The following is a 19,333-nucleotide window of genomic DNA, read 5'->3' as shown; positions in this document are numbered from 1 at the left end:
TCGGCCGCGGTCTACGGCCAGCCGTGCTCGGTGAGCGGCTCCGCGTTCCCGAGGTATCCGCGCAGTCCGGCGGCCGGGTACTCGATCATGTCCACGGGCAACGCGTGTACCGACCACCAACGCAGGGCGAGGCACTTCTCGGGCTCACGGTTCACCGGCTCGCCCGTCCATCTGGTCGCCAGGAAGAACAAGCCGATCCGCTGACTGGCCGCATCCTGCCTGTGGTGCACGACGTGCACGAGTCGTAGGTGTTCGGGCCGGACCTCGACGCCGGTCTCCTCGCGTAGTTCGCGGGCGGCGCCTACGGTGAGCGGTTCGCCGGCGTCCAGTTTGCCCGAGGGGGCGTGCCACCGGCCGTAGCCGTAGGGGCCGCCGCGCTGGGAGAGCAGCACGTGATCGCCGTCGCGCAGAATCACGTGTGTGTCGACTACGGGGGTCGCCGGTCTCGTAGGCACGCGCTCATGAGTCACCGTGGGGTTGTCGGGGGTTGGCGGTCTGATGGTGTGCCGACGCTATCCCGGTGTGTGGTGACGCGTCTCGCCTCATGCGCCCGCCGGGTGCGTGGGGACGGGCCACGCGCGGGTGTCTTCAGTAGAGTGTCCGAGGTCGACTACTCGTGTCGTACGACAAGTGGGGGACGGCGCGCGGCCGTCGAGACCCGGGGAGACAGCCGCCCCGATCGGGCGCGTGGCCGAAGGGCGGCCTGGGTCGGGCCGCGCGGTGCCGGAGGGGGAGTGCCATGACGGAAGCCGAAGCGTCGATCGACGGGCGAGGTGGTTCGCCGCCGGACGACGCGGTCGTCGAGGTGCGCGACCTGACGATGTCCTACCGAGACCGTCAGGTGCTGCGCGGAGTCGACTTCACGGCCCGGCGGGGGGAGGTCCTCGTCTTGCTCGGGCCGAACGGGGCGGGGAAGACCACCACCATCGAGATCCTCGAAGGGTTCCGGGCGCGTTCCTCCGGGCATGTGTCCGTGCTCGGCGTGGACCCGGCCACCGGCGACGAGTGGTGGCGGGCCCGGCTGGGCATGGTGCTGCAGTCCTGGCGCGATCACGGCAAGTGGGCCGTGCGGGAGCTGTTGGCCCACCTGGGCGCGTACTACGCGCCGTACTCCACGGCGTCGGTGCGGCGCCCCTGGGACGTCGACGAACTCCTTGCCGCCGTCGGGCTGACGGAGCAGGCGGGGCAGCGGGTGGGAGCGCTGTCCGGGGGGCAGCGTCGCCGTCTGGACGTGGCGATCGGCATCGTGGGCAGGCCCGAGATGCTCTTCCTCGACGAGCCCACGGCCGGCTTGGACCCGCAGGCGCGCAGCGAGTTCCACCGTCTGGTGCGGGGGCTGGCCGACGAGCGCACCACGGTCCTGCTGACCACGCACGACCTCGCCGAGGCGGAGAAACTCGCGGACCGCATCCTCCTTCTCGCCGGGGGCCGGATCGTGGCGGACGGCTCCGCCGAGGAACTCTCCCGGCAGGCGTCGGCGAGCGCCACCGTGCGCTGGACGCGGCAGGGACGGCCCTTCGTCCGGGAGACGGAAGAGCCCACCGGCTTCGTCCGCCGGTTGTTCGAGGAGCACGGCGAGGCCATCGGCGACCTGGAGGTGCGCCGAGCCGGCCTGGAGGACACCTATCTGTTGATGGTCAGGGAGTGGGAGGCGGGGATCGTCCCCGAGGACGGTCCGGTGCGACGCTTGGGGGAGGGGGCGCGATGAACCCGATGTGGCACGCGGTGCGGGTGGGGGTGCGCCGAGGGGTGACGGAGCTGCGTCACACCTTCACCAACGGGCAGGACGTCTTCGGATTCGCCCTCTGGACGGTCATGCTGATCGCGCCCCTGTTCTTCTTCCGGGACGACTCGCTGAAGGGTACCGAGGTCTCCGTCGCGGCGTTCGCCCTGCCGAGTCTGCTCGGGATGACGCTGGTCTTCACGGGCGTGATCACGATGGCCCAGATCCTGGCGGCCGAGCGGGAGGACGGGACGCTGCTGCGGGCCAAGTCGGTGCCGAACGGGATGGTCGGGCACTTGGTCGGCAAGATCGTGATGGTGTCCGGCACGGCGCTGGCCTCGATGCTGCCGGCACTCGTGGCGGGTCTGCTCCTGGTGGACGGAGTGGCCGGGCAGGGGGCCGCGGGGTTGCTGACGCTGCTGTGGGTGGTGCCGTTGAGTCTGGTGGCGACCCTGCCGGTGGGCGCGGTGATCGGTTCTCTCGTCACCAATCCGCGGACGGTCGGACTGTTGATGCTGCCGGTGATGGGGCTCGTGGCCGTCTCGGGGATCTACGTCCCGCTGACTCGGCTGCCCGAGTGGCTTCAGGCGGTCGGGCAGTTCTTCCCGATCTACTGGAGCGGGTTGGGCATTCGTTCGGCGATGCTCCCCGCCGACGCCGTCGTCGCCGAGGTGGGCGGCTCCTGGCGGCGGCTCGGGACGCTGGTGGCGTTGGGAGTCTGGTCGGTCGCGGGGCTGCTGATCGCCCCGCCCCTGCTCCGCCGGATGGCCCGGCGCGAGTCCGGGTCGGCGGTCGCGGAGCGGCGGCGCAAGGCCATGCAGCGCGTGGGCTGAACACCCGCGAGGCGCCGGAGGCGTGTGCGCCGCCCGCCCCGGGGTGAACGCTTGCGGGGCGCGCTCGCCTCCGTGCGGGCAGGGCCGCGCGGCCTTCGGTCTCCGCTCGGGGCGATCGTCGACGAGGGTTCACCTGGCGTCCAGCGGGCGGACGTCGAGGTGATGGATCTTGTGGGGATGCGCAGTCGACGGTTCGGATCAACGCGGGGCGGTGCGGCGGCCGAGAGCCGCGACCCGCACTGGGACAACCTCCGGTTTCTGTCGGGCACCCTCGTCGTCCTCGGACACGCGACCGACACGATCACCGACCGGGACGGGCTGCGCTGGCTGCAGATCGCCACCTGGGCGCTGCGCGTCCCCGTGTTCGTCATGGTCGCGGGCTACTTCAGCGGGGCCGACACCCTCACCCCCAGGGGGGCGCGCCGGCTGGTCGAGTCGATCCTGGTGCCGTACCTGCTCATCGGTCTCCTGCACACCCTGCAACAGCGCTGGTTCTACGGCGACTGGAGCTTCCAGGTGGTCGATCCGCCGTGGGCCCTGTGGTTTCTTCTCTCCCTGTTCTTCTGGCGGTTGGGCCTCCCGTGCCTCGCGCGGCTTCGCCACCCGTTGACCACGTCCGTGGTGGCGGCCCTGGTCGTCGGATACCTGTCCGATTTCGACGGTTCGCTGTCGCTGTCGCGGACGGTGTGCTTTCTCCCCTTCTTCGTCGTCGGCTGGAGGCTGCGGCAGGGAGCGCTGGACGAGCTGATGCGGGCCCGGTGGAGCGGACCGGCCGCGGTCTCGGTTCTGGCGGTCACCGCCGTCTCGGCCTGGTACGTCCGCCACGACGTGTCGTTCGGCTGGCTCCGGATGAGCGGCCCCTACGACGCCGGCCATCCCACGTCCCTGCCCTGGGCCTGGACGATCCGTGCGGGGGTGCTGCTCTGCGGGACCGTGATCGCGCTCGCCTTCGTCCGTGCGGTGCCGCGCCGGCGACTCCCGTGGGTGACGTACCTCGGCGCCGGTGGCCTCTATGTCTACGTGTTGCATCCGCTGGTGCTGCGACCGGTGTTGCGCTGGTGGGGGATGGACTGGGTGGGGCCGTGGTGGGAACAGGGACTGGTGGTGGTCCTGGCGGTGGCCCTGTCGATGCTGCTCGCGTCGGCCCCGGTTCGTCGGCTCGCCCGCCCGGTCGTCCAGCCGAGGCTGCCGTGGCTGTTTCGGGCGGAAGACGGCGAGCGGGGAGAACTCCCGCGTCGGCCGCCTCGGGCGTCCGTCCCGGGGCCGCACTCCGCCGAACGGCGCCCGCTCGCCTCGACACGCCGGCCCTGACCGCCCGGATCGCGCATCGGCCCCGGGAGGCGAGGCCGCGCGGGCGTCTCCGTCAGGCGGGTCGCTCCGGCGACCCGCCCCGGGCCACCCCGGTGGTCCTCCACAGCGAGACCATCGTGAGCGCGCACAGCGCGGCACCGAACGCGATGCTCACCTGGCACCCCTCCACGAAGTCCTGCTTGGCCGCCTCGGCGATGGCCTCGGTCTGGCCGGGAGCCGGCGACGACAGCGCCCGGCCCGGCCCGACCTCGGCGGCGTATGCGCGGGGGTTGGCGTCGTCGATGATCTGATCGACGATCGCCTGTCGGGCCTCGGCGTCCGGCACCACGTCGTTCAGCCGGTCGTCGAGCGTGCTGCCCAGCCAGACGGCCAGGATGCTGCCCAGGACGGCGAAGCCGAAGGTCGAGCCGATCGCCCGTTGCGCGCTCATGATGCCCGAGGCCATGCCCGCGCGGTCCGAGGGCACCGCGCTCATCGCGAGGGCGGTCACGGGGGTGGCCAGCAGGGCCACACCGGCTCCGCAGACGAACAGACCGGCGGCGACCACGGCCAGCGACAGGGGCATTCCGACGATGACGACGACGAGCCCCGCGACCAGCAGGGGTTGCCCGATCCTCGCGATCCGCAGCGACCCGTACCGCGCGACCAGCCGCCCCGAGATGGGCGAGAGCAGCATGATGTTGAAGGAGAACGGGAGGATGAGCAGCCCGGCCTCCTCCGGCGTGTATCCCTCGATGTTCTGGAAGTACTGCGTGACGATCAACAGCATCCCGTACGCGCCGAAGAACGCGGACAGGATCGTGGCGATGCCCACCGCGTAGACGCGGCGGCCGAAGAGCCGGACGTCCATCATCGGGTCCGGGTTCCGGTACTCGTACCAGGCGAAGGCGGCGAGTCCGACCGCTCCGACCGCCAACAGGGTGAGGATCAGTGTCGACGCCCACCCGGCGCTCTGGCCCTCGATCAGGCCGTAGGACAGCGCCCCGATGGCCACGATGAACAGCAGCTGCCCGCCCCAGTCGAACCCGCGGGGCCGGCTCTCCCGGGACTCCACGACGTGGCGGAGGGTCAACACGAGGACGGCCACCCCGCCGGGCACGTTGACCATGAACACCGCGCGCCAACTGACGGTCTGCGTCAGGACCCCGCCCACCGTCGGTCCGAGAGCGGTGGCGAAGCTGGCCACCCCGGTCCACAGGCCGATCGCCTTCGCCCGCTCCCCGACGTCGTCGAACGCCGCGCTCACCAGGGCCAGCGACGTCACCGTCACCGTCGCCGCGGCGATGCCCTGGACGGCGCGGGCGATGGCCAGCAGGGTGAGGCTCGGGGCGAGCCCGGCGGCCACCGAGGCGGCGGTGAAGACGGAGACGCTGATCAGGAAGAGGAGCCGGCGTCCGAAACGGTCGGCCGTGGTGGCCCCGGCCATGATGAAGACGGCCATACCGATGGAGTAGGCGGCGACCACCCACTGGAGCCCTGCCTCGCCCACCCCGAAGTCCCGCTGGATGTCCGGCAGCGCCACGTTGGCGATCAGGGCGTCGAGGAAGACCATGGAGAGGCCGAGCCCGGTGGTGAAGACGGTCAGCACCTGCGTCCGGGTCCACCGGGCGCGTTGGTGTCCACTTCTCCGAGGCACCGTCACACGGTAGACCTGCGGCGACTCCATCCCCCGGTGGGACACGGTCTCGAAGCGGTCGTGTGCCGGGCGTTCCCGCCCGGGGCGTCGGGACAGTCCGGCCGGCTCGGGCTCTGGGCCCTCCCGTCGCCGGGCCCCTGGTGGTGGAGGGGGACATGCGGAGGAACCCCGGAGAACGTCCTCGGGCCGTCTCCTGGGCGAAGATGGGCGCCGTCCTCCTCTCCCGGCGCCGCCGCCGGTCCCCGACCGTCGGCGCCGGGGCGCCCGACCGGTCCGCCGGGCGGGCGGTCGGTACGGAAAGTGGGAGCCAGCCATGCGGTTCGGACACCGTCACCCGAGGCGGCACGGTAAGGGGCGAGGGGCCGGCCCCGGCGGCCACGATCCCCGACGGGCGCACCCCCGTCCGGCCCTCACCCTGGTGGCGTCCTCCCTCTGCATCTTCGTCGTCCAGCTCGACTTCCTCGCGCTCAACCTGGCGCTGCCGCGCATGGCCACCGAGTTGGGCACAACGACCACCTCGTTGCAGTGGGTGATCAGCGGGTACATGCTCGCGATCGCCGCGGTGCTCATCCCGGGAGGCAGACTGGGGGACATCCTGGGTCGTCGACGGATGCTGCTCGTCGGTCTGGCGGTGTTCGGTCTCTCCTCGCTCGCCGCGGGGCTGTCCTCCGAGGCCGGAGTGATCATCGTGATGCGCATCGTCCAGGGGGTCGGCGCCGGCATCCTCTTCCCTCTCGCCATCGCCGTCATCACGGACGCCTATCCACCCGAACGCACCATGCGCGCCATCGGCGACGCCTACGGGATCGGTGCCGTGGCGCTGGCGCTCGGGCCGGTGTTCGGCGGTGGGGTCACCCAACTGCTGAGTTGGCGGGTCGTCCTGCTGTTCAATGTCCCGACCTGCGCCGTGGCCATCGCCGTCGTGATCCTCGGGGTGCGCGAGTCGCGCGACACCACCGTGCCCCGCTCGATCGACCTGCCGGGCGTCCTCGCCGTCGCCCTCGGCATCGCGGTCGTCACCTACGCGGTCGACCGTTCCACGGACTGGCCGGGCGGCGTGGTCGCCGGACTCGCGGTGGTGGGGGTGTTGCTGCTGGTCCTGTTCGTGCTCAGGGAGCGGGTGGCACGCTGGCCGCTGGTGGCGCTCGACCTGTTCCGCAACAAGCCCTATGTGATCATCACCGCGATGGCGACGGTCGCCAACCTGGCCTTCGTCGTGGCCATGTACGGCTTCACGATCCAGCTCCAGGAGGTGGACGGCTACTCCCCGCTGGTGTCGGGGCTGGTGTTCCTCGCCGCGTCCGTCGCCGCGGGCGTGGCGGCCCCCCTCTCCGGCCGCCTCGGCGAGCGCTTCGACATGCCTCGCACCATGACCCTGGCGACCCTGGTCGGCGCGCTCGGACTGTTCGTCGCGTCCTTCGACGGCGGGCTCGGTGCCTACCTGCCGGGGCTGGCGCTGACCGGCTTCGGGTACGGCATGGGCTGGGCGTTGGGCAGCATCGGCACCCAGGTGGTGGTCCCCGTCGAGCGGGCCGGTCAGGCGTCCGGCGTGGAGCTGGCGATCGTGATCGGTGTGGCCGGTCTCTGCGTCGCCGCGGGGGCGACCTTCATCGAGGTGCGGGCCGAGCACGTGGGCCTCGGGGGCTCCGTGGACGGGCTTCTGCGGTGGATGGCGGTGGGGAGCGCGGCCGCCGGGGTCGCCCTCGGGCTGCTCGCCGAGCGCCTGATGCCGCGCACGACCGCCGCGGACACGAACGGCGGTTGAGCGGCACCGCTCGTGGCGCGGGGCCACTCGCCCGGTGCCTCGGTCATCCCACGGCCGAACCGCCCTCGCGCGGTGAGGACGCGGGGCGGGCAGCCGGGCTGGTCGGTCCGACCTCAGTCGATATTGGCGATGACCGCGGAGGCGACGCAGATTCCGAATACGGCTGCGACGCTCACGCCGACAATAGCGGCACCCAGGGAAGCCGTCGGCACACCGTGCGGAACCATCGAGCCGTCGTCGTCCTCGCGCAGTTCCGCGTGGGTGAGGGCGATGACTCGGTGGGTGATCTGGTTGTCGCGCATTTCGTCTCCTCGCTCGGGTTCGTACGGTCTCCAACTTCTCAGCCAGGGCGGTAACCCCTCGTCCCCTCACCGTCCCCGTACCGGGAGGAACGCCTGTCCCCCGTCCGGCGGAGGGGTGTCGGCGCGGACGCCGCGGCGGAGGCCCGGCCGACGAACCGCCGCGCCGGGCGGACCTCGCGTGTGGCCCGTCAGGTGTCCTGCCCGGTCCGCGGCGGGCGGCCGGAGGCCGAGTCCGCCGGTGTCGCGGTCTCGGGCCGGGTCAGCAGAGCGAGGGTGTCGGTGATGTGGCGCTCGACCGGTTCCTTGGCGACGCCGAGCCCGCCGAGCGGGCCCCGGCCGTTCTCGTGCTCCAGCAAGGCGAGGAGCAGGTGCTCGGTGCCGACGTGGTGGTGGCCCAGGCGGAGCGCCTCCCTGGTGCACAGTTCCAGGACCTTTCGCGCCCCGGCGCCGTAGGGCACCACCGCCGGCGCCTCCGGGTCCGCCGTCGGGAGTGTGGCCCGGGCCGCCTCCCGGACGGCGTCGGGGGAGACGTGCTGCGCGGCGATGGCCTGAGCGGCCAACCCTCCGGGTTCGCGCAGCAAGCCGAGGAGCAGGTGGGCGGGGAGCCCCTCGGTGGCGCCGGCGGCCCTGGCCTCTTCGTGAGCGGCGGCCACCACGCCCCGGGCGCGCGGGGTGAAGCGGCCGAAGCCCGGTTCCTGTTCGGGACTGCTCGGTTCCTTGGGGACGAAGCGCTTCTGGGCGGCCTGCCGGGTGACGCCCATCCGGCCGCCGATCTCGGTCCAGGAGGCGCCCGAGCGCCTGGCCTGGTCCACGAAGTGGCCGATGAGGTGGTCGGCCATGTCGGTCAGGTATTCGGCGGCCAGGACCGCGTCCTCCAGTTGGTCCAGAGGGGCCGGGTGCGACCGGCGGATGGCCGTGATCAGGTCGTCCAGGCGCACGGTGGGGGCGATGACGGAAGGCGTGGGGTTCGCGTGTTCGGTCATGTGTCAACCGTAGGTTGCACCCCTCTTTCGCGTCAACCATGGGTTGACGGTGGGCGGTGGGGGGGACGTGACACCATCGGGGGGTGAGTACGCCCGACACCGTGGACCGTGCCCTACGGCTCGCCCTCCACGACACCGCCGAAGCGAGTCTCGACATCGCCGCGTCGCTGCTGGCGGCCGATCCGGCGGCCGACACGGAACTCCTTCGTCGAGGCGTCGAGTTCGTCTCCGGCGCCTGGGCGCGCGGCTGGATGCCCGCCGATGTCGTCCGGGTCGTCCGCCGGGAGCTGGGCGACCGCCACGTGCGGCCGGTCGTCGAGTCGATCCTCGCCCAGGCGCCCGGCGACGTGCCCCGGTGCGAGCGCTGGGCGGCGCAGGTGCGCGATCTGGACCGGCACGACGGCGAGCCGGCCGCCGGAGACCGCTTCTCGCGGGCCACCGTCGTCCTGGAGTCGTACCGCCTGCTGGTCCGGCTCCCGGTGCTGGAGGCGCTGGAGGGCGACGGGCGGGACGGGCCCCGGCGCGGACCCGGGCGGCCCGCGGAATCCCGACTCCTCACCCGGGTCCGCGCCCTGTTGGCCAAGGCGGAGGCGACCGACTTCCCGGACGAGGCGGAGGCGCTCACCGCCAAGGCGCAGGAGCTGATCGCCCGTCACGGCCTCGAAACGCCGGGCCTCGCAGGTTCCGAGGTGCCGGCCGGAGAGGCGCCCACCGCGCGCCGGGTCGGTGTTGATCCCCCCTATGAGGGGATCAAGGCGCTGTTGTTGGACGCGGTCGCGGGCGCCAACGGCTGTCGCGCCGTGTGGCAGGAGGACCTCGGGTTCTCCACCGTCGTCGGTTTCGAGCACGACCTGGAGGTCGTGGAGCTGCTGTACGCCTCGCTGTCGGTCCAGGCCGACGCGGCGATGGTGCGGGCGGAGGCGGTGGAACGCGCCGGTGGGCGCAAGCGGACCAAGACCTTCCGGCGATCGTTCCTGGCCGCGTACGCGGGACGGGTCGGGGGTCGACTGCGGGAGGTCGCGCGGGCGGCGCACCCGGAGGACGGGGGGACGCTGCCGGTGCGGGCCGCCCGGGAGGTCGCGGTCGACGACCGGGTGGAGCGGATGTTCCCCCGGGCGACCGCGACGAGACTCCGCGGCGTGGACGACGAGGCGGGCTGGGTCGCGGGGACCGACGCCGCGGATCGCGCCCGTGTCGCCGCGCCCCGCGCGCTCGGGGGTCGTCGAGGCTAGGGGAACCTCGGGGATCCACGCGCGGCACGCTCACGTCGGTTGGAGGGGCGCCGTCGGGCCGAGGCGCCTCCGACGTTCCGATCGGCCCGCGCGCGGGGGGCGGGGGTTACCCGTACCGACCGCCACCGTGCGCGGGGCGTGACGGAGACGGCCGGGGAGGACGTTCACACAGCGCGCCGTAGTCGCGTGCCCGCGCCGCGTGCACGTGCATCCGCTCATGCATCTGCACGCGAACGGCGTTATGATCCGATCCAGTTGACCACTGCATCCAAGGGGCGCGAGGACCGTGCGGATCCGATCCCGCACCGGTACCCGTGCGCATCGGCATCGGGGAGCGACCAGTGAACCACGACGTGTACGACACCCGTGGCACCTACGAGGAGGGCGACACCGAGGCCGTTGTGCCCGGCGCGCGCAACGGGGTGGCCGCGACCAGACTGCGCGGCGCGGCCTGGCAGAAGAGCCGGCACAGCAACTCACAGGGTTCCTGCGTCGAGTTCGCCCGGCTGCCGGGCGGTGAGGTCGCCATGCGCAACTCGCGTTTCCCGGAGGGCCCGGCGCTGGTGTACACCCGGGCGGAGATCGAGGCGATGCTGCTGGGCGTCAAGGACGGGGAGTTCGACCACCTGATCGCCGGCTGAACCGCGTCCGGCCCCGGTGGTCCCCCCGTCGTGTCGATCGGGGGGTCGCCGGGGCCGGGCACGTGGTTCGGCTCCGCGGTCGGCCGGGTCCCCCGCCGACCGGCGGCTTCATCCGGCCGGGCGACCCCGGGACACTCGGAACGACGCCCAGACGACCTTGCCGCCCGGGCCGCCGGTCATCGGGTGCCAGCCCCAGCCGTCGCTGAAGGACTCCACGAGGAACAGGCCGCGGCCCGACTCCGCGGAGAAGTCCTCGGTCCGCCGTGCGACCGGACCTTCCTGGCTCGGGTCGCGTACCGCGCAGACCAACAGGCCCGGCCAGCGCAGCAGGTGCAGCCGCACCGCCGCGGGAGGCTCACACCCGTGCCGGGGATCGGCCGACAGGGCGTGCCGCAGGGCGTTGGTGACCAACTCGGAGACGACCAGGCGGACGTCGTCGCGGCGCTCGTCGAGGCGCCAGCCGTCGAGGGTGGCCCCGGTGAAGCGTCGCGCCAGCCGAACCGCCTCGTGACAGGGCGGCAGGGCGCGCGAGGCGGCGTTCGAGACGGTCGCCGGGTCCAGCGGCGGAAGGCCCTGCCGTAACGGCTCGAGCATGGTCGATCCATTCGTCCCCATGCGAGGCACTCCCGTGAGTTCGCGGTCGTAGCGAGGCGGCGCGGTGGTGCGAGCCCATCGTTTCGGAAGCGGACCGGAGATGCAAGAGCAGATGCACGTGCACGTGACCGAAATGGACCCTCGCGTACCGCTTGTTGAGTAAATTCTCTGTCACTTCATGTCCCCTCCCGACCGAGTCCGCCCCACCGGTGCGCTGTGGTCTTAGACACCTACTGCGCGAACCTGTGCGTTCTCTTTGGCTCGCCTCCGTTTCCGTAACCGCGCGAGTACTGCTCGAAGTGTTTTGATGGCAGACTTCCGACCCTGACGGACGGTTGGGGAGGCTGGCGAACGTGAGCGCGGGAGAGCCCGGATCGGTGGTCCGGCGGATGTTGCTCGGATCACAACTCAGGCGACTGCGTGAGGCTCGGGGGATCACGCGCGAGGCGGCGGGATACGCCATCCGTGCCTCCGAATCGAAGATCAGCCGTATGGAGCTGGGTCGGGTGAGCTTCAAGACGAGGGACGTCGAGGACCTGTTGACGCTGTACGGCATCACGGACCGGCAGGAGCGCTCGTCCCTGTTGCTCCTGGCCAAGGAGGCCAACGTGGCCGGATGGTGGCACAGCTACTCGGACGTGCTGCCCACGTGGTTCCCCACCTACGTCGGGCTGGAGGGCGCGGCCTCGCTGATCCGCGCCTACGAGGTGCAGTTCGTGCACGGGCTCCTGCAGACCGCCGAGTACGCCCGCGCGGTCGTCCGGCGCGGCATGCGGGACGCGGCCGACGAGGACGTCGAGCGTCGCGTCGCGCTGCGACTGGAGCGGCAGAAGCATCTGGTCGCGGAGAACGCCCCGGAGTTCCACGTCGTCCTCGACGAGGCCGCGCTGCGCCGCCCCTACGGTGACCGCGAGGTGATGCGGGGCCAGTTGCGGCACCTGGTCGAGATGTCCGAGCGCCCCAACATCCGGCTCCAGGTCATGCCGTTCCGCTTCGGAGGCCACTCCGGGGAGAGCGGCGCCTTCACGATCCTCGGCTTCCCCGAGTCCGACCTCTCCGACGTCGTCTACCTGGAGCAGCTCACCAGCGCCCTGTACCTCGACAAGCGGGAGGACGTCGCCCAGTACGAACGGGTGCTCGACGAACTGATGCGGGATGGGCCGGGGCCGGAGGAGAGCCGTGATCTTCTTCGGGGTCTGCTTCAACTTCAGTGAAACGTCAGTACGATGACGTCCCATCAGACTGCGATGGTGATCGGGTTCCGCGCCGTGGTCGAACCGACGGGCGCCGGTCGGGATCATCGTCGCCCGCGGATTTCGTCGGCTCGCCTGCCTCGGCAGCAAGGGATTGAGGGATCACATGTCGTCGTACTTCACCGATCTGGCTCTGCAGTACATCGACGGTGAGTGGCGCCCGGGCAGCGGCTCCTGGGACATCATCGACTTCGACCCGTACGACGGCGAGAAACTCGCCTCGGTGACCATAGCCACCACCGACGAGGTCGACGCCGCCTACCGGGCGGCCGAGCGCGCCCAGAAGGCCTGGGCCGAGACGAGCCCCTACGCCCGACGCGCGGTGTTCGAGAAGGCGCTCCGCCTGATCGAGGAGCGCGAGCCGGGGATCGTCGAGGCGATCGTCGCCGAGTTGGGCGGCACGCGTCCGAAGGCCGTCTTCGAACTGCACCTCGCCAAGGAGTTCCTGCGCGAGGCGATCCACCTGGCTCTCAGCCCCGAAGGGCGCATCATCCCCTCGCCTGTGCCCGGCAAGGAGAACCGCGTCTATCGGATGCCGGTCGGCGTGGTCGGGGTCATCAGCCCCTTCAACTTCCCCTTCCTGCTGTCGCTGAAGTCGGTCGCCCCGGCGCTCGCGCTCGGCAACGGCGTCGTCCTCAAGCCTCATCAGAACACCCCGATCGTCGGCGGCACCCTGGTCGCCAAGATCCTCGAGGACGCCGGACTGCCCCCCGGTCTGCTCAACGTCGTCGTCACCGACATCGCCGAGATCGGCGACGCCTTCGTCGAGCACCCCATCCCCAAGGTGATCTCCTTCACCGGGTCGGACAAGGTCGGCCGGCACGTGGCCACGCTCTGCGCCCGGCAGTTCAAGCGCGCCGTGCTGGAGCTGGGCGGCAACAGCGCCCTGGTGGTCCTGGACGACGCGGACGTCGACTACGCGGTCGACGCGGCCGTCTTCAGTCGCTACATCCACCAGGGTCAGGTCTGCATGGCCGCCAACCGCGTGCTGGTCGACCGCTCGATCGCCGACGCCTTCACCGAGAAGTTCGTCGCCAAGGTGCGCGGTCTGAAGGCCGGCGACCCCCGCGACCCGGAGACGGTCATCGGGCCGGTGATCAACTCCTCGCAGGCCGAATCCCTCTCCGGCGTCGTGGAGCAGGCCCTCGCCGAGGGCGGAAGGGCACTGCTCCGCGGCCGGGTCACCGGCAACCTGGTGGAACCGTCGGTCCTGACGGACCTGCCGCCGGACTCCGCCCTGCTCCAGCAGGAGGTCTTCGGCCCCATCGCCTTCGTCGTGCCCTTCGACGGCGAGGAGGAGGCGGTCCGCCTGGTGAACGACTCGGCCTACGGACTGAGCGGTGCCGTCCACACCGCCGACGTCGAACGGGGGGTGCGGTTCGCCAAGCGCGTGGAGACCGGCATGTTCCACGTCAACGACGGCACCGTCCACGACGAGCCGATCGTGCCGTTCGGCGGGGAGAAGAACTCCGGTCTCGGCCGCCTCAACGGCGACGCCATGCTGGAGGCGTTCACCACACAGAAGTGGATCTCGGTGCAGCACGGCCGGAGCCGGTTCCCCTTCTGACCTCCTGCCCCGTGCCCCGATCGCCACACCGTGGCACGGGGCACGGGGCACGGGGCACGCCCCTCGACCCGAGGGCATGCCGGCGGTCAGCACCGGGGCGCCCGGTGGGCGCCACCATCGGCCCTCCCGCCCGCACGCGCCGGACTCGCGCCGCGCGCGCCGCCAACCCCCGGCGCGCGGTCACGCCCGTGGCGGGCGCCACGCGCGGGTCGCCCGGCGGAACCACAGCCGATCCTGGGGGGATTCACGGAACCCGGCGAACCGGGGCCGCGTTGATACGTTGGGACAGCCAGTCCCCGCCCGTCTCCCAGCCCCAGGAGCCACAGTCCCGTGACCACGCTTGCGCTCGGCCCCGAGTGGCTCAGCCCGGATTATCTGATCTCGACGTTCAGCCTGCCGGGCATCCTGCTGATCGTCTTCGCCGAGTCCGGGTTCTTCGCGTTCCTGCCCGGCGACTCGTTGCTGTTCACCGCGGGGCTGTTCGTCGCACAGGGGGAGTACATCAGCCAGCCGCTGTGGCTGGTCTGCCTGCTGATCGTGCTCGCCGCCGTCCTCGGCGACCAGGTGGGCTACACGATCGGCAAGGTCTTCGGCCCGAAGATCTTCAACCGTCCGAACTCCCGGCTCTTCAAACAGGAGAACCTGGAGAAGGCCCACGACTTCATGGAGAAGTACGGGCCCAAGGCCATCGTCCTGGCCCGCTTCGTGCCGATCGTGCGGACCTTCGCGCCGATCACGGCGGGCGCCGGCCGGATGAAGTACCGCACCTTCCTCACCTACAACGTGACCGGCGGGATCCTCTGGGGCACCGGCGTCACCCTCGCGGGCTACTGGCTCGGCCAGATCGAGCTCATCCGCACCAACGTCGAGTCGATCCTCATTCTGATCGTCTTCCTCTCCGTGGTGCCGATCATCGTCGAGTACCTGCGGGAGCGGAGCAAGAACAAGCGGGCGGCCGCGGCCGAGCCCTCCGCGGCGCCCGAGTCGGAGCGGGCCCCCTACCCGGTGATGGACGACGCGACGACCCGACTCCGCCGCATCGACCCCTCCCAGGAGCGGTACGCGCACGAGTACGGCTCCCCGTACCCGCCGGCGGAGCCCCGCCGGCCGCGTCACCCCGAGGGTGGGGCGCCCCAGGCGGGCCAGGCCCCGGCGCACCCCTACACCCCCCCGGACCCTCACCACGCCCAGGCGCCCCACCCGGCCCAGGAGACCTGGCACGCCCCCGGGCCGTACCCCGGTCAGGACTTCCGCGGCGGCCCCACCGGCCCGTACTCGACGCCCGGATCGGCCCCCCACGACGGCCGTGGCGACCAGGACCCTCGGGCCACGTACGACGGCCGACGGGATCACCGTCAGCCCCACGGCGGCCAGTAGGGTCCCACGCCGACCGGGGGCGGGCCGACGACCCGCCCCCGGTCGGCGTCGCGCGTCGCCCCGCCCCCGCTCAGAACCCGCGAGTCCGCTTCGCCGCCCGGCGTCCCTCGGCGCTCGCCGCCCCTGGCAGCCTCAGGAACAGCCGCGAGATCTCCGATCCCAGATTGACGCCGATCGCGATCGCCAGTGCCAGCGCGACCGCCTTCGACAGCGACGCCATGCCGTCGTTGACCTCGCTCTGGGCGAGACCCAGCAGGCCGAAGTAGACCGCGGAGCCGGGGAGAAGCGGCCCGATCGCCGCTGTGGTGTAGGGCAGCGCCGAGGCGAACCGGTACCGCGACATCAGCTGTCCGAACAGGCCCACCAGGCCCGCCGCGGCGGCCGTCGAGGCCACGGGCGAGATGTTCCCCGCGTAGTGCATGGCGCCGAAGACGCACCAGGCGACGCCGCCGTTGAAGGTGACGGCCAAGACGGTGGATCGTTCCTGCTGAAGCAGCACGGCGAAGGCCAGGGAGAGCAGCATGGCGGCGCCGATCTGCGCCGGCGGCTGGTCGCCCGTGCCCAGCCGCGCGTCCGGCGCCAGTTCCGCGCCCACCTGGACGCCGAAGTAGAGCAGGACGAGCACCCCGGCCACGATGCTGACGAAGAAGTACATGACCTCCAGAAGCCGGGCGGAGGCGGTGATGTAGAAGCCCGTGAGACCGTCCTGCACGCCCGCCACCAGCGCGCGACCGGGCAGCAGGGCGAAGAGGCCACCGGTGATCACCGCGGAGGCCTTGACGTCGACGTGCGCCAGGTTCAGCGCGACACCCATCGCGGCAGGTGGCATCGCCGCGACGGCGAACTGGTAGAACTCCGGCAGCCCGCGCGCCGACAGCAACCACGCCAGCCGGTCGCCCAGCATCGCCCCCAGCATCGCCGCGAAGAACACCGTCGGCCCGCCGCCGACCAGCACCGACGCCGAGCCGGCCAGCAGCCCGGTCGCGGCGGTCAGCACCCAGGTGGGGTACGGGTGCCGGTTCCGGCGGATGTCGGCCAACCGACCGTAGGCGTCCTCCAACGAGAGGTGCTGCTCGGGGTCGCTGAGGTCGTCCACCAGTCGGTAGACGGCTGCCAGTCGCGTGTAGTCGGTGCCGCGCCGCCGAACCGTCCGCGAGGCCGTCACCGGGTCCTTCACCAGCGAGGGCTGATGCGAGATCGACAGCAGCGTGAACGTGACGTTCGGCTCGCACCGGTCCAGACCGTAGGAGCGACACACGGCGAACATGGCCGCCTCCACGTCCTCGGCGCCCTCGCCGCCGGCCAGCAGGAGTTCGCCGATGCGGAGCGTCAGGTCGAGCACACGGGGAACGGCGGGGCCGTTCTCGTCCTCCTCGCGCTGCTCCTTCTCCGGAGCGGGGCGCTCGGCCACCGGCATGCGCAGCATCGCCCGCATCCGGTCCTGCCAGGGGGCGTCGGTGGCCAGCCCCAACGCCGGGATGCCGTTCGCCGGCGTGAAGGCCGGGGGCGCGCTTCGGGCGTCATAGGTGCTCGGGGGGTTGAACGCCGACCGCTCCGGTTCGGGCTGCCGGGCGTGCGTCGCGCCCAGACCGTTCGGGACGGCGAACTCCGAGGTGATCTCGGACTCGTGATCGGAACGGACGTCCAAGCCCTCGGGAACGGCGAACTCGGACGTCGTCGAGGACTCGGTGTCCGGCGGCGCGGCCCCGGCCCGATACCGGAAGGCGCTCCTGGCCTCGTCCGACTGTGGCTTGCGGTCCTCCGCGTCCGTCACGTGCGTTGCGCTCCCTGCCGACCTGCTGTGAACACGCCCTCCTCTCACCTCAGTATGCGCACCCGAACGCGAACGGGCCGCACGCGAGGCGTGCGACCCGTTCGGCGGGTCCTCCGCGCGGGCGTCGAGGACCGGGTGGCTCAGTGGCCGCCCTGCTCCTCGAAGCGCTTGTAGGAACGCTCGATCTCGGCCTCGGCGTCGGTGCGCCCCACCCAGTTGGCGCCCTCGACGGACTTGCCCGGCTCCAGGTCCTTGTAGACTTCGAAGAAGTGCTGGATCTCCAGACGGTCGAACTCCGAGACGTGATGGATGTCACGCAGGTGTTCGACACGCGGGTCGGTCGAGGGAACGCAGAGAAGCTTGTCGTCGCCGCCTGCCTCGTCGGTCATCCGGAACATGCCGATGGCGCGGCAGCGGATGAGGCAGCCCGGGAAGGTCGGCTCGTCCAGGATGACCAGCGCGTCCAGCGGGTCGCCGTCCTCGCCGAGGGTGTTCTCGACGAAGCCGTAGTCGGTCGGGTAGGCGGTCGAGGTGAAGAGTCGACGGTCCAGGCGGATCCGACCCGTCTCGTGGTCCACCTCGTATTTGTTCCGCGAACCCTTCGGGATCTCGATCGTGACGTCGAACTCCACCGGTGGCTCCTCCATGATCAACACATAGTTCTGGTGGTTAAGTGTCCCTCACGCACCTGGATGATCGCGAAAGGGGTTGGTGGTCGTGCCGGAGCGGAGACCCTGGCAGGGCGCGTTGCCGCTCATGGCGCGGGCCGCGCGCGCCGTGGGGCCGCGTCTCGCCCGTTGCGCACGGTCCGCCGCACCCCGGGTGGGGCGGTTCGCGCGGACCGCGACGCCGCGGACCCTCCGGGGCGTCGGTCCGCGGACCTGGCGCTACCCGGTCGGCGCGCTCGCCGCGGGACTGGCTCTGGCCACCGCGGCGGCGACCGCGGCCGGTCCCTGGGACTCCACGGGTCAGCGTACGGCCGAGCGGCACCGCGCCGTCACCCTCGGTGGCGTGCGTGGCACAGATCACGGCGGTGTCGCGGCGGACCCCGGCGCGGGAGCCGGCCTTCCACGCCCCGCGATCAGCGCGGACCCCGTGCTGCGCGCGCTGGGGCGCACGACCGGCGGAAAGCAGGCGCGTACCGGCCCAGGCGTTTCCGACCTCCTCGAACGCCTCCTCTCCGACCCCGCCCTGGGTTCCCGCCAGACCGCCTCGGTCGTCGATCTGACCACCGGCGAACGCCTCTACGGCACCGGGTTGGACACCCCGCTCACCCCCGCCTCCACCACCAAGATCGCCACCGCCGTGGCGGCCCTCGCCGCCCTCGGCCCCGACCACCGCCTCACCACCCGCGCCGTCCTCGAACCCGAGGGTGACGGACTGGTCCTGGTCGGCGGCGGCGACCCGACCCTCACCGCCCGCCCCGGCAGGCGCGGACTCGCCGACCTGAGGACGCTGGCCGACCGCACCGCCGAGGCCCTCCTCGACCGTGACCTGCGCAAGGTCGCCCTGAGCTACGACGCCTCCCTCTACGCGGGCGACGCCGAGCACCCGATCGGGGTCAACGACAACCTCGCCGAGGTCACCGCGCTGATGGTGGACGAGGCGCGCACGGACGACTCGGTCAGCGGGCCCGTCCACCGCGTCCCCGACCCCGCCGAGCAGGCCACCCTGGCCTTCGCCGCGCTGCTGGCGGAGCGCGGCGTGGAGACCACCTCCCCGTCCGAGTCCCGGGCGACGAAGCGGGCCGTGACCCTCGCCTCCGTCTCCTCGCCGCCGCTCTCCACGCTCGTCGAGAGGATGATGACGCACAGCGACAACGACCTGGCCGAGGCGCTCGCCCGGCACACCGCGCTCGCGTCGGGGAAGCGCGCCGACTTCGCCGGGGCCTCCGCCGCGATCGAGCGCCGCCTGGGCGAGCTCGGCGTCGCCCTCGAAGGCGTACGGGTGCGCGACGGGAGCGGCCTGGACCGCTCCGGGCGGGTGACGGCGCGTGCCCTCACCGACCTGCTCGTGGTGGCGGCGGACCCGGCCCGCCCCGACCTCCGTCCCGCTCTCACCGGTCTCCCGGTCGCCGGCTTCACCGGCACCCTCGCCGGCCGCTACGCCGACGCGGGAGCGGGTGTCGTCCGAGCCAAGACGGGCACGCTGTCCGGCGTCGACACGCTCTCCGGCACCGTGGTCACCCGGGACGGCCGCGCCCTCGCCTTCGCCTTCCTGGCCGACGGCACCGCGAACGCGGCAGAGGCCCGGACCGCGCTGGACTCCCTGGTGACGGCGCTCGCCGACTGCGGATGCCGATAGCCGGGCGGGCAGCCGCCCGACGGCCGCCCCGTCGGGAT

The 19,333-nt window shown here is 72.0% G+C and carries 17 protein-coding genes; 10 read left to right on the top strand and 7 right to left on the bottom strand.

The window, feature by feature from the left end:
* Nucleotides 1-11: 11 nt before the first annotated feature.
* Nucleotides 12-416: an NUDIX domain-containing protein gene (locus tag JEK78_RS09375; protein ID WP_242483319.1), complete on the bottom strand. Its 405-nt coding sequence runs from the start codon at nucleotides 414-416 to the stop codon at nucleotides 12-14.
* 323 nt (nucleotides 417-739) lie between these two features.
* On the opposite strand from JEK78_RS09375, the gene JEK78_RS09370 reads away from it, so the two are divergent.
* The 3 genes from JEK78_RS09370 to JEK78_RS09360 all read left to right on the top strand — a co-directional run bounded on the left by JEK78_RS09370 (nucleotide 740) and on the right by JEK78_RS09360 (nucleotide 3,867).
* Nucleotides 740-1,708: an ABC transporter ATP-binding protein gene (locus JEK78_RS09370; RefSeq protein WP_200263637.1), complete on the top strand. Its 969-nt coding sequence runs from the start codon at nucleotides 740-742 to the stop codon at nucleotides 1,706-1,708.
* Entirely contained in the window at nucleotides 1,705-2,556 is an 852-nt protein-coding gene (locus JEK78_RS09365; RefSeq protein WP_200263636.1) for an ABC transporter permease, read from the top strand. Before JEK78_RS09370 ends, JEK78_RS09365 begins: the two co-directional genes overlap by 4 nt.
* 177 nt (nucleotides 2,557-2,733) lie before the next feature.
* Nucleotides 2,734-3,867: a hypothetical protein gene (locus JEK78_RS09360; RefSeq protein WP_200263635.1), complete on the top strand. Its 1,134-nt coding sequence runs from the start codon at nucleotides 2,734-2,736 to the stop codon at nucleotides 3,865-3,867.
* 52 nt (nucleotides 3,868-3,919) lie between these two features.
* Here JEK78_RS09360 and JEK78_RS09355 read toward each other — a convergent pair whose 3' ends face one another.
* Nucleotides 3,920-5,503: a DHA2 family efflux MFS transporter permease subunit gene (locus JEK78_RS09355; protein ID WP_200263634.1), complete on the bottom strand. Its 1,584-nt coding sequence runs from the start codon at nucleotides 5,501-5,503 to the stop codon at nucleotides 3,920-3,922.
* A 418-nt stretch (nucleotides 5,504-5,921) separates the two neighbouring features.
* Here JEK78_RS09355 and JEK78_RS09350 point away from each other — a divergent pair, with 418 nt between their 5' ends.
* Nucleotides 5,922-7,268, top strand: a complete 1,347-nt coding sequence (locus JEK78_RS09350; RefSeq protein WP_242483318.1) for an MFS transporter — start codon at nucleotides 5,922-5,924, stop codon at nucleotides 7,266-7,268.
* Between the two features lie 113 nt (nucleotides 7,269-7,381).
* On the opposite strand, the gene JEK78_RS09345 is transcribed toward JEK78_RS09350, so the two are convergent.
* Nucleotides 7,382-7,570: a hypothetical protein gene (locus tag JEK78_RS09345; RefSeq protein ID WP_200263632.1), complete on the bottom strand. Its 189-nt coding sequence runs from the start codon at nucleotides 7,568-7,570 to the stop codon at nucleotides 7,382-7,384.
* A 188-nt stretch (nucleotides 7,571-7,758) separates the two neighbouring features.
* On the bottom strand, nucleotides 7,759-8,553 hold the full coding sequence (locus JEK78_RS09340) for a Clp protease N-terminal domain-containing protein (RefSeq protein ID WP_200263631.1): 795 nt from the start codon (nucleotides 8,551-8,553) through the stop codon (nucleotides 7,759-7,761).
* Between the two features lie 83 nt (nucleotides 8,554-8,636).
* Here JEK78_RS09340 and JEK78_RS09335 point away from each other — a divergent pair, with 83 nt between their 5' ends.
* Both JEK78_RS09335 and JEK78_RS09330 read left to right on the top strand, forming a co-directional pair.
* On the top strand, nucleotides 8,637-9,785 hold the full coding sequence (locus tag JEK78_RS09335; RefSeq protein WP_200263630.1) for a DUF2786 domain-containing protein: 1,149 nt from the start codon (nucleotides 8,637-8,639) through the stop codon (nucleotides 9,783-9,785).
* 401 nt (nucleotides 9,786-10,186) lie between these two features.
* Nucleotides 10,187-10,426, top strand: a complete 240-nt coding sequence (locus tag JEK78_RS09330) for a DUF397 domain-containing protein (protein ID WP_200264069.1) — start codon at nucleotides 10,187-10,189, stop codon at nucleotides 10,424-10,426.
* Between the two features lie 108 nt (nucleotides 10,427-10,534).
* Here JEK78_RS09330 and JEK78_RS09325 read toward each other — a convergent pair whose 3' ends face one another.
* Entirely contained in the window at nucleotides 10,535-11,041 is a 507-nt protein-coding gene (locus tag JEK78_RS09325; RefSeq protein ID WP_200263629.1) for an ATP-binding protein, read from the bottom strand.
* Between the two features lie 368 nt (nucleotides 11,042-11,409).
* Here JEK78_RS09325 and JEK78_RS09320 point away from each other — a divergent pair, with 368 nt between their 5' ends.
* From JEK78_RS09320 to JEK78_RS09310, 3 genes are all read left to right on the top strand, one after another.
* Nucleotides 11,410-12,234: a helix-turn-helix transcriptional regulator gene (locus tag JEK78_RS09320; protein ID WP_200264068.1), complete on the top strand. Its 825-nt coding sequence runs from the start codon at nucleotides 11,410-11,412 to the stop codon at nucleotides 12,232-12,234.
* A 145-nt stretch (nucleotides 12,235-12,379) separates the two neighbouring features.
* Nucleotides 12,380-13,840 carry an aldehyde dehydrogenase family protein gene (locus tag JEK78_RS09315; RefSeq protein ID WP_200263628.1) on the top strand — a complete coding sequence of 487 codons (1,461 nt, stop codon included), beginning with the start codon at nucleotides 12,380-12,382 and terminating at the stop codon, nucleotides 13,838-13,840.
* Between the two features lie 330 nt (nucleotides 13,841-14,170).
* The gene (locus tag JEK78_RS09310; RefSeq protein WP_200263627.1) at nucleotides 14,171-15,217 is read left to right on the top strand and encodes a VTT domain-containing protein; all 1,047 of its coding nucleotides are present in this window, start codon (nucleotides 14,171-14,173) and stop codon (nucleotides 15,215-15,217) included.
* 70 nt (nucleotides 15,218-15,287) lie between these two features.
* On the opposite strand, the gene JEK78_RS09305 is transcribed toward JEK78_RS09310, so the two are convergent.
* Complete coding sequence (locus JEK78_RS09305; RefSeq protein WP_200263626.1) at nucleotides 15,288-16,991, bottom strand: threonine/serine exporter family protein; 1,704 nt, start codon at nucleotides 16,989-16,991, stop codon at nucleotides 15,288-15,290.
* A gap of 140 nt (nucleotides 16,992-17,131) precedes the next feature.
* Nucleotides 17,132-17,623 carry an inorganic diphosphatase gene (locus tag JEK78_RS09300; protein WP_030422725.1) on the bottom strand — a complete coding sequence of 164 codons (492 nt, stop codon included), beginning with the start codon at nucleotides 17,621-17,623 and terminating at the stop codon, nucleotides 17,132-17,134.
* A 124-nt stretch (nucleotides 17,624-17,747) separates the two neighbouring features.
* Between JEK78_RS09300 and dacB the strand changes: the two genes are divergently transcribed.
* Nucleotides 17,748-19,295: a D-alanyl-D-alanine carboxypeptidase/D-alanyl-D-alanine-endopeptidase gene (dacB, locus tag JEK78_RS09295; RefSeq protein ID WP_200264067.1), complete on the top strand. Its 1,548-nt coding sequence runs from the start codon at nucleotides 17,748-17,750 to the stop codon at nucleotides 19,293-19,295.
* Nucleotides 19,296-19,333 lie beyond the last annotated feature (38 nt).

The organism is Streptomyces sp. HSG2 (assembly GCF_016598575.1).
GTDB lineage: Bacteria > Actinomycetota > Actinomycetes > Streptomycetales > Streptomycetaceae > Streptomyces.
The sequence above is the reverse complement of the archived record's forward strand: the minus strand, read 5'-3'. Positions and strand labels throughout refer to the sequence as shown.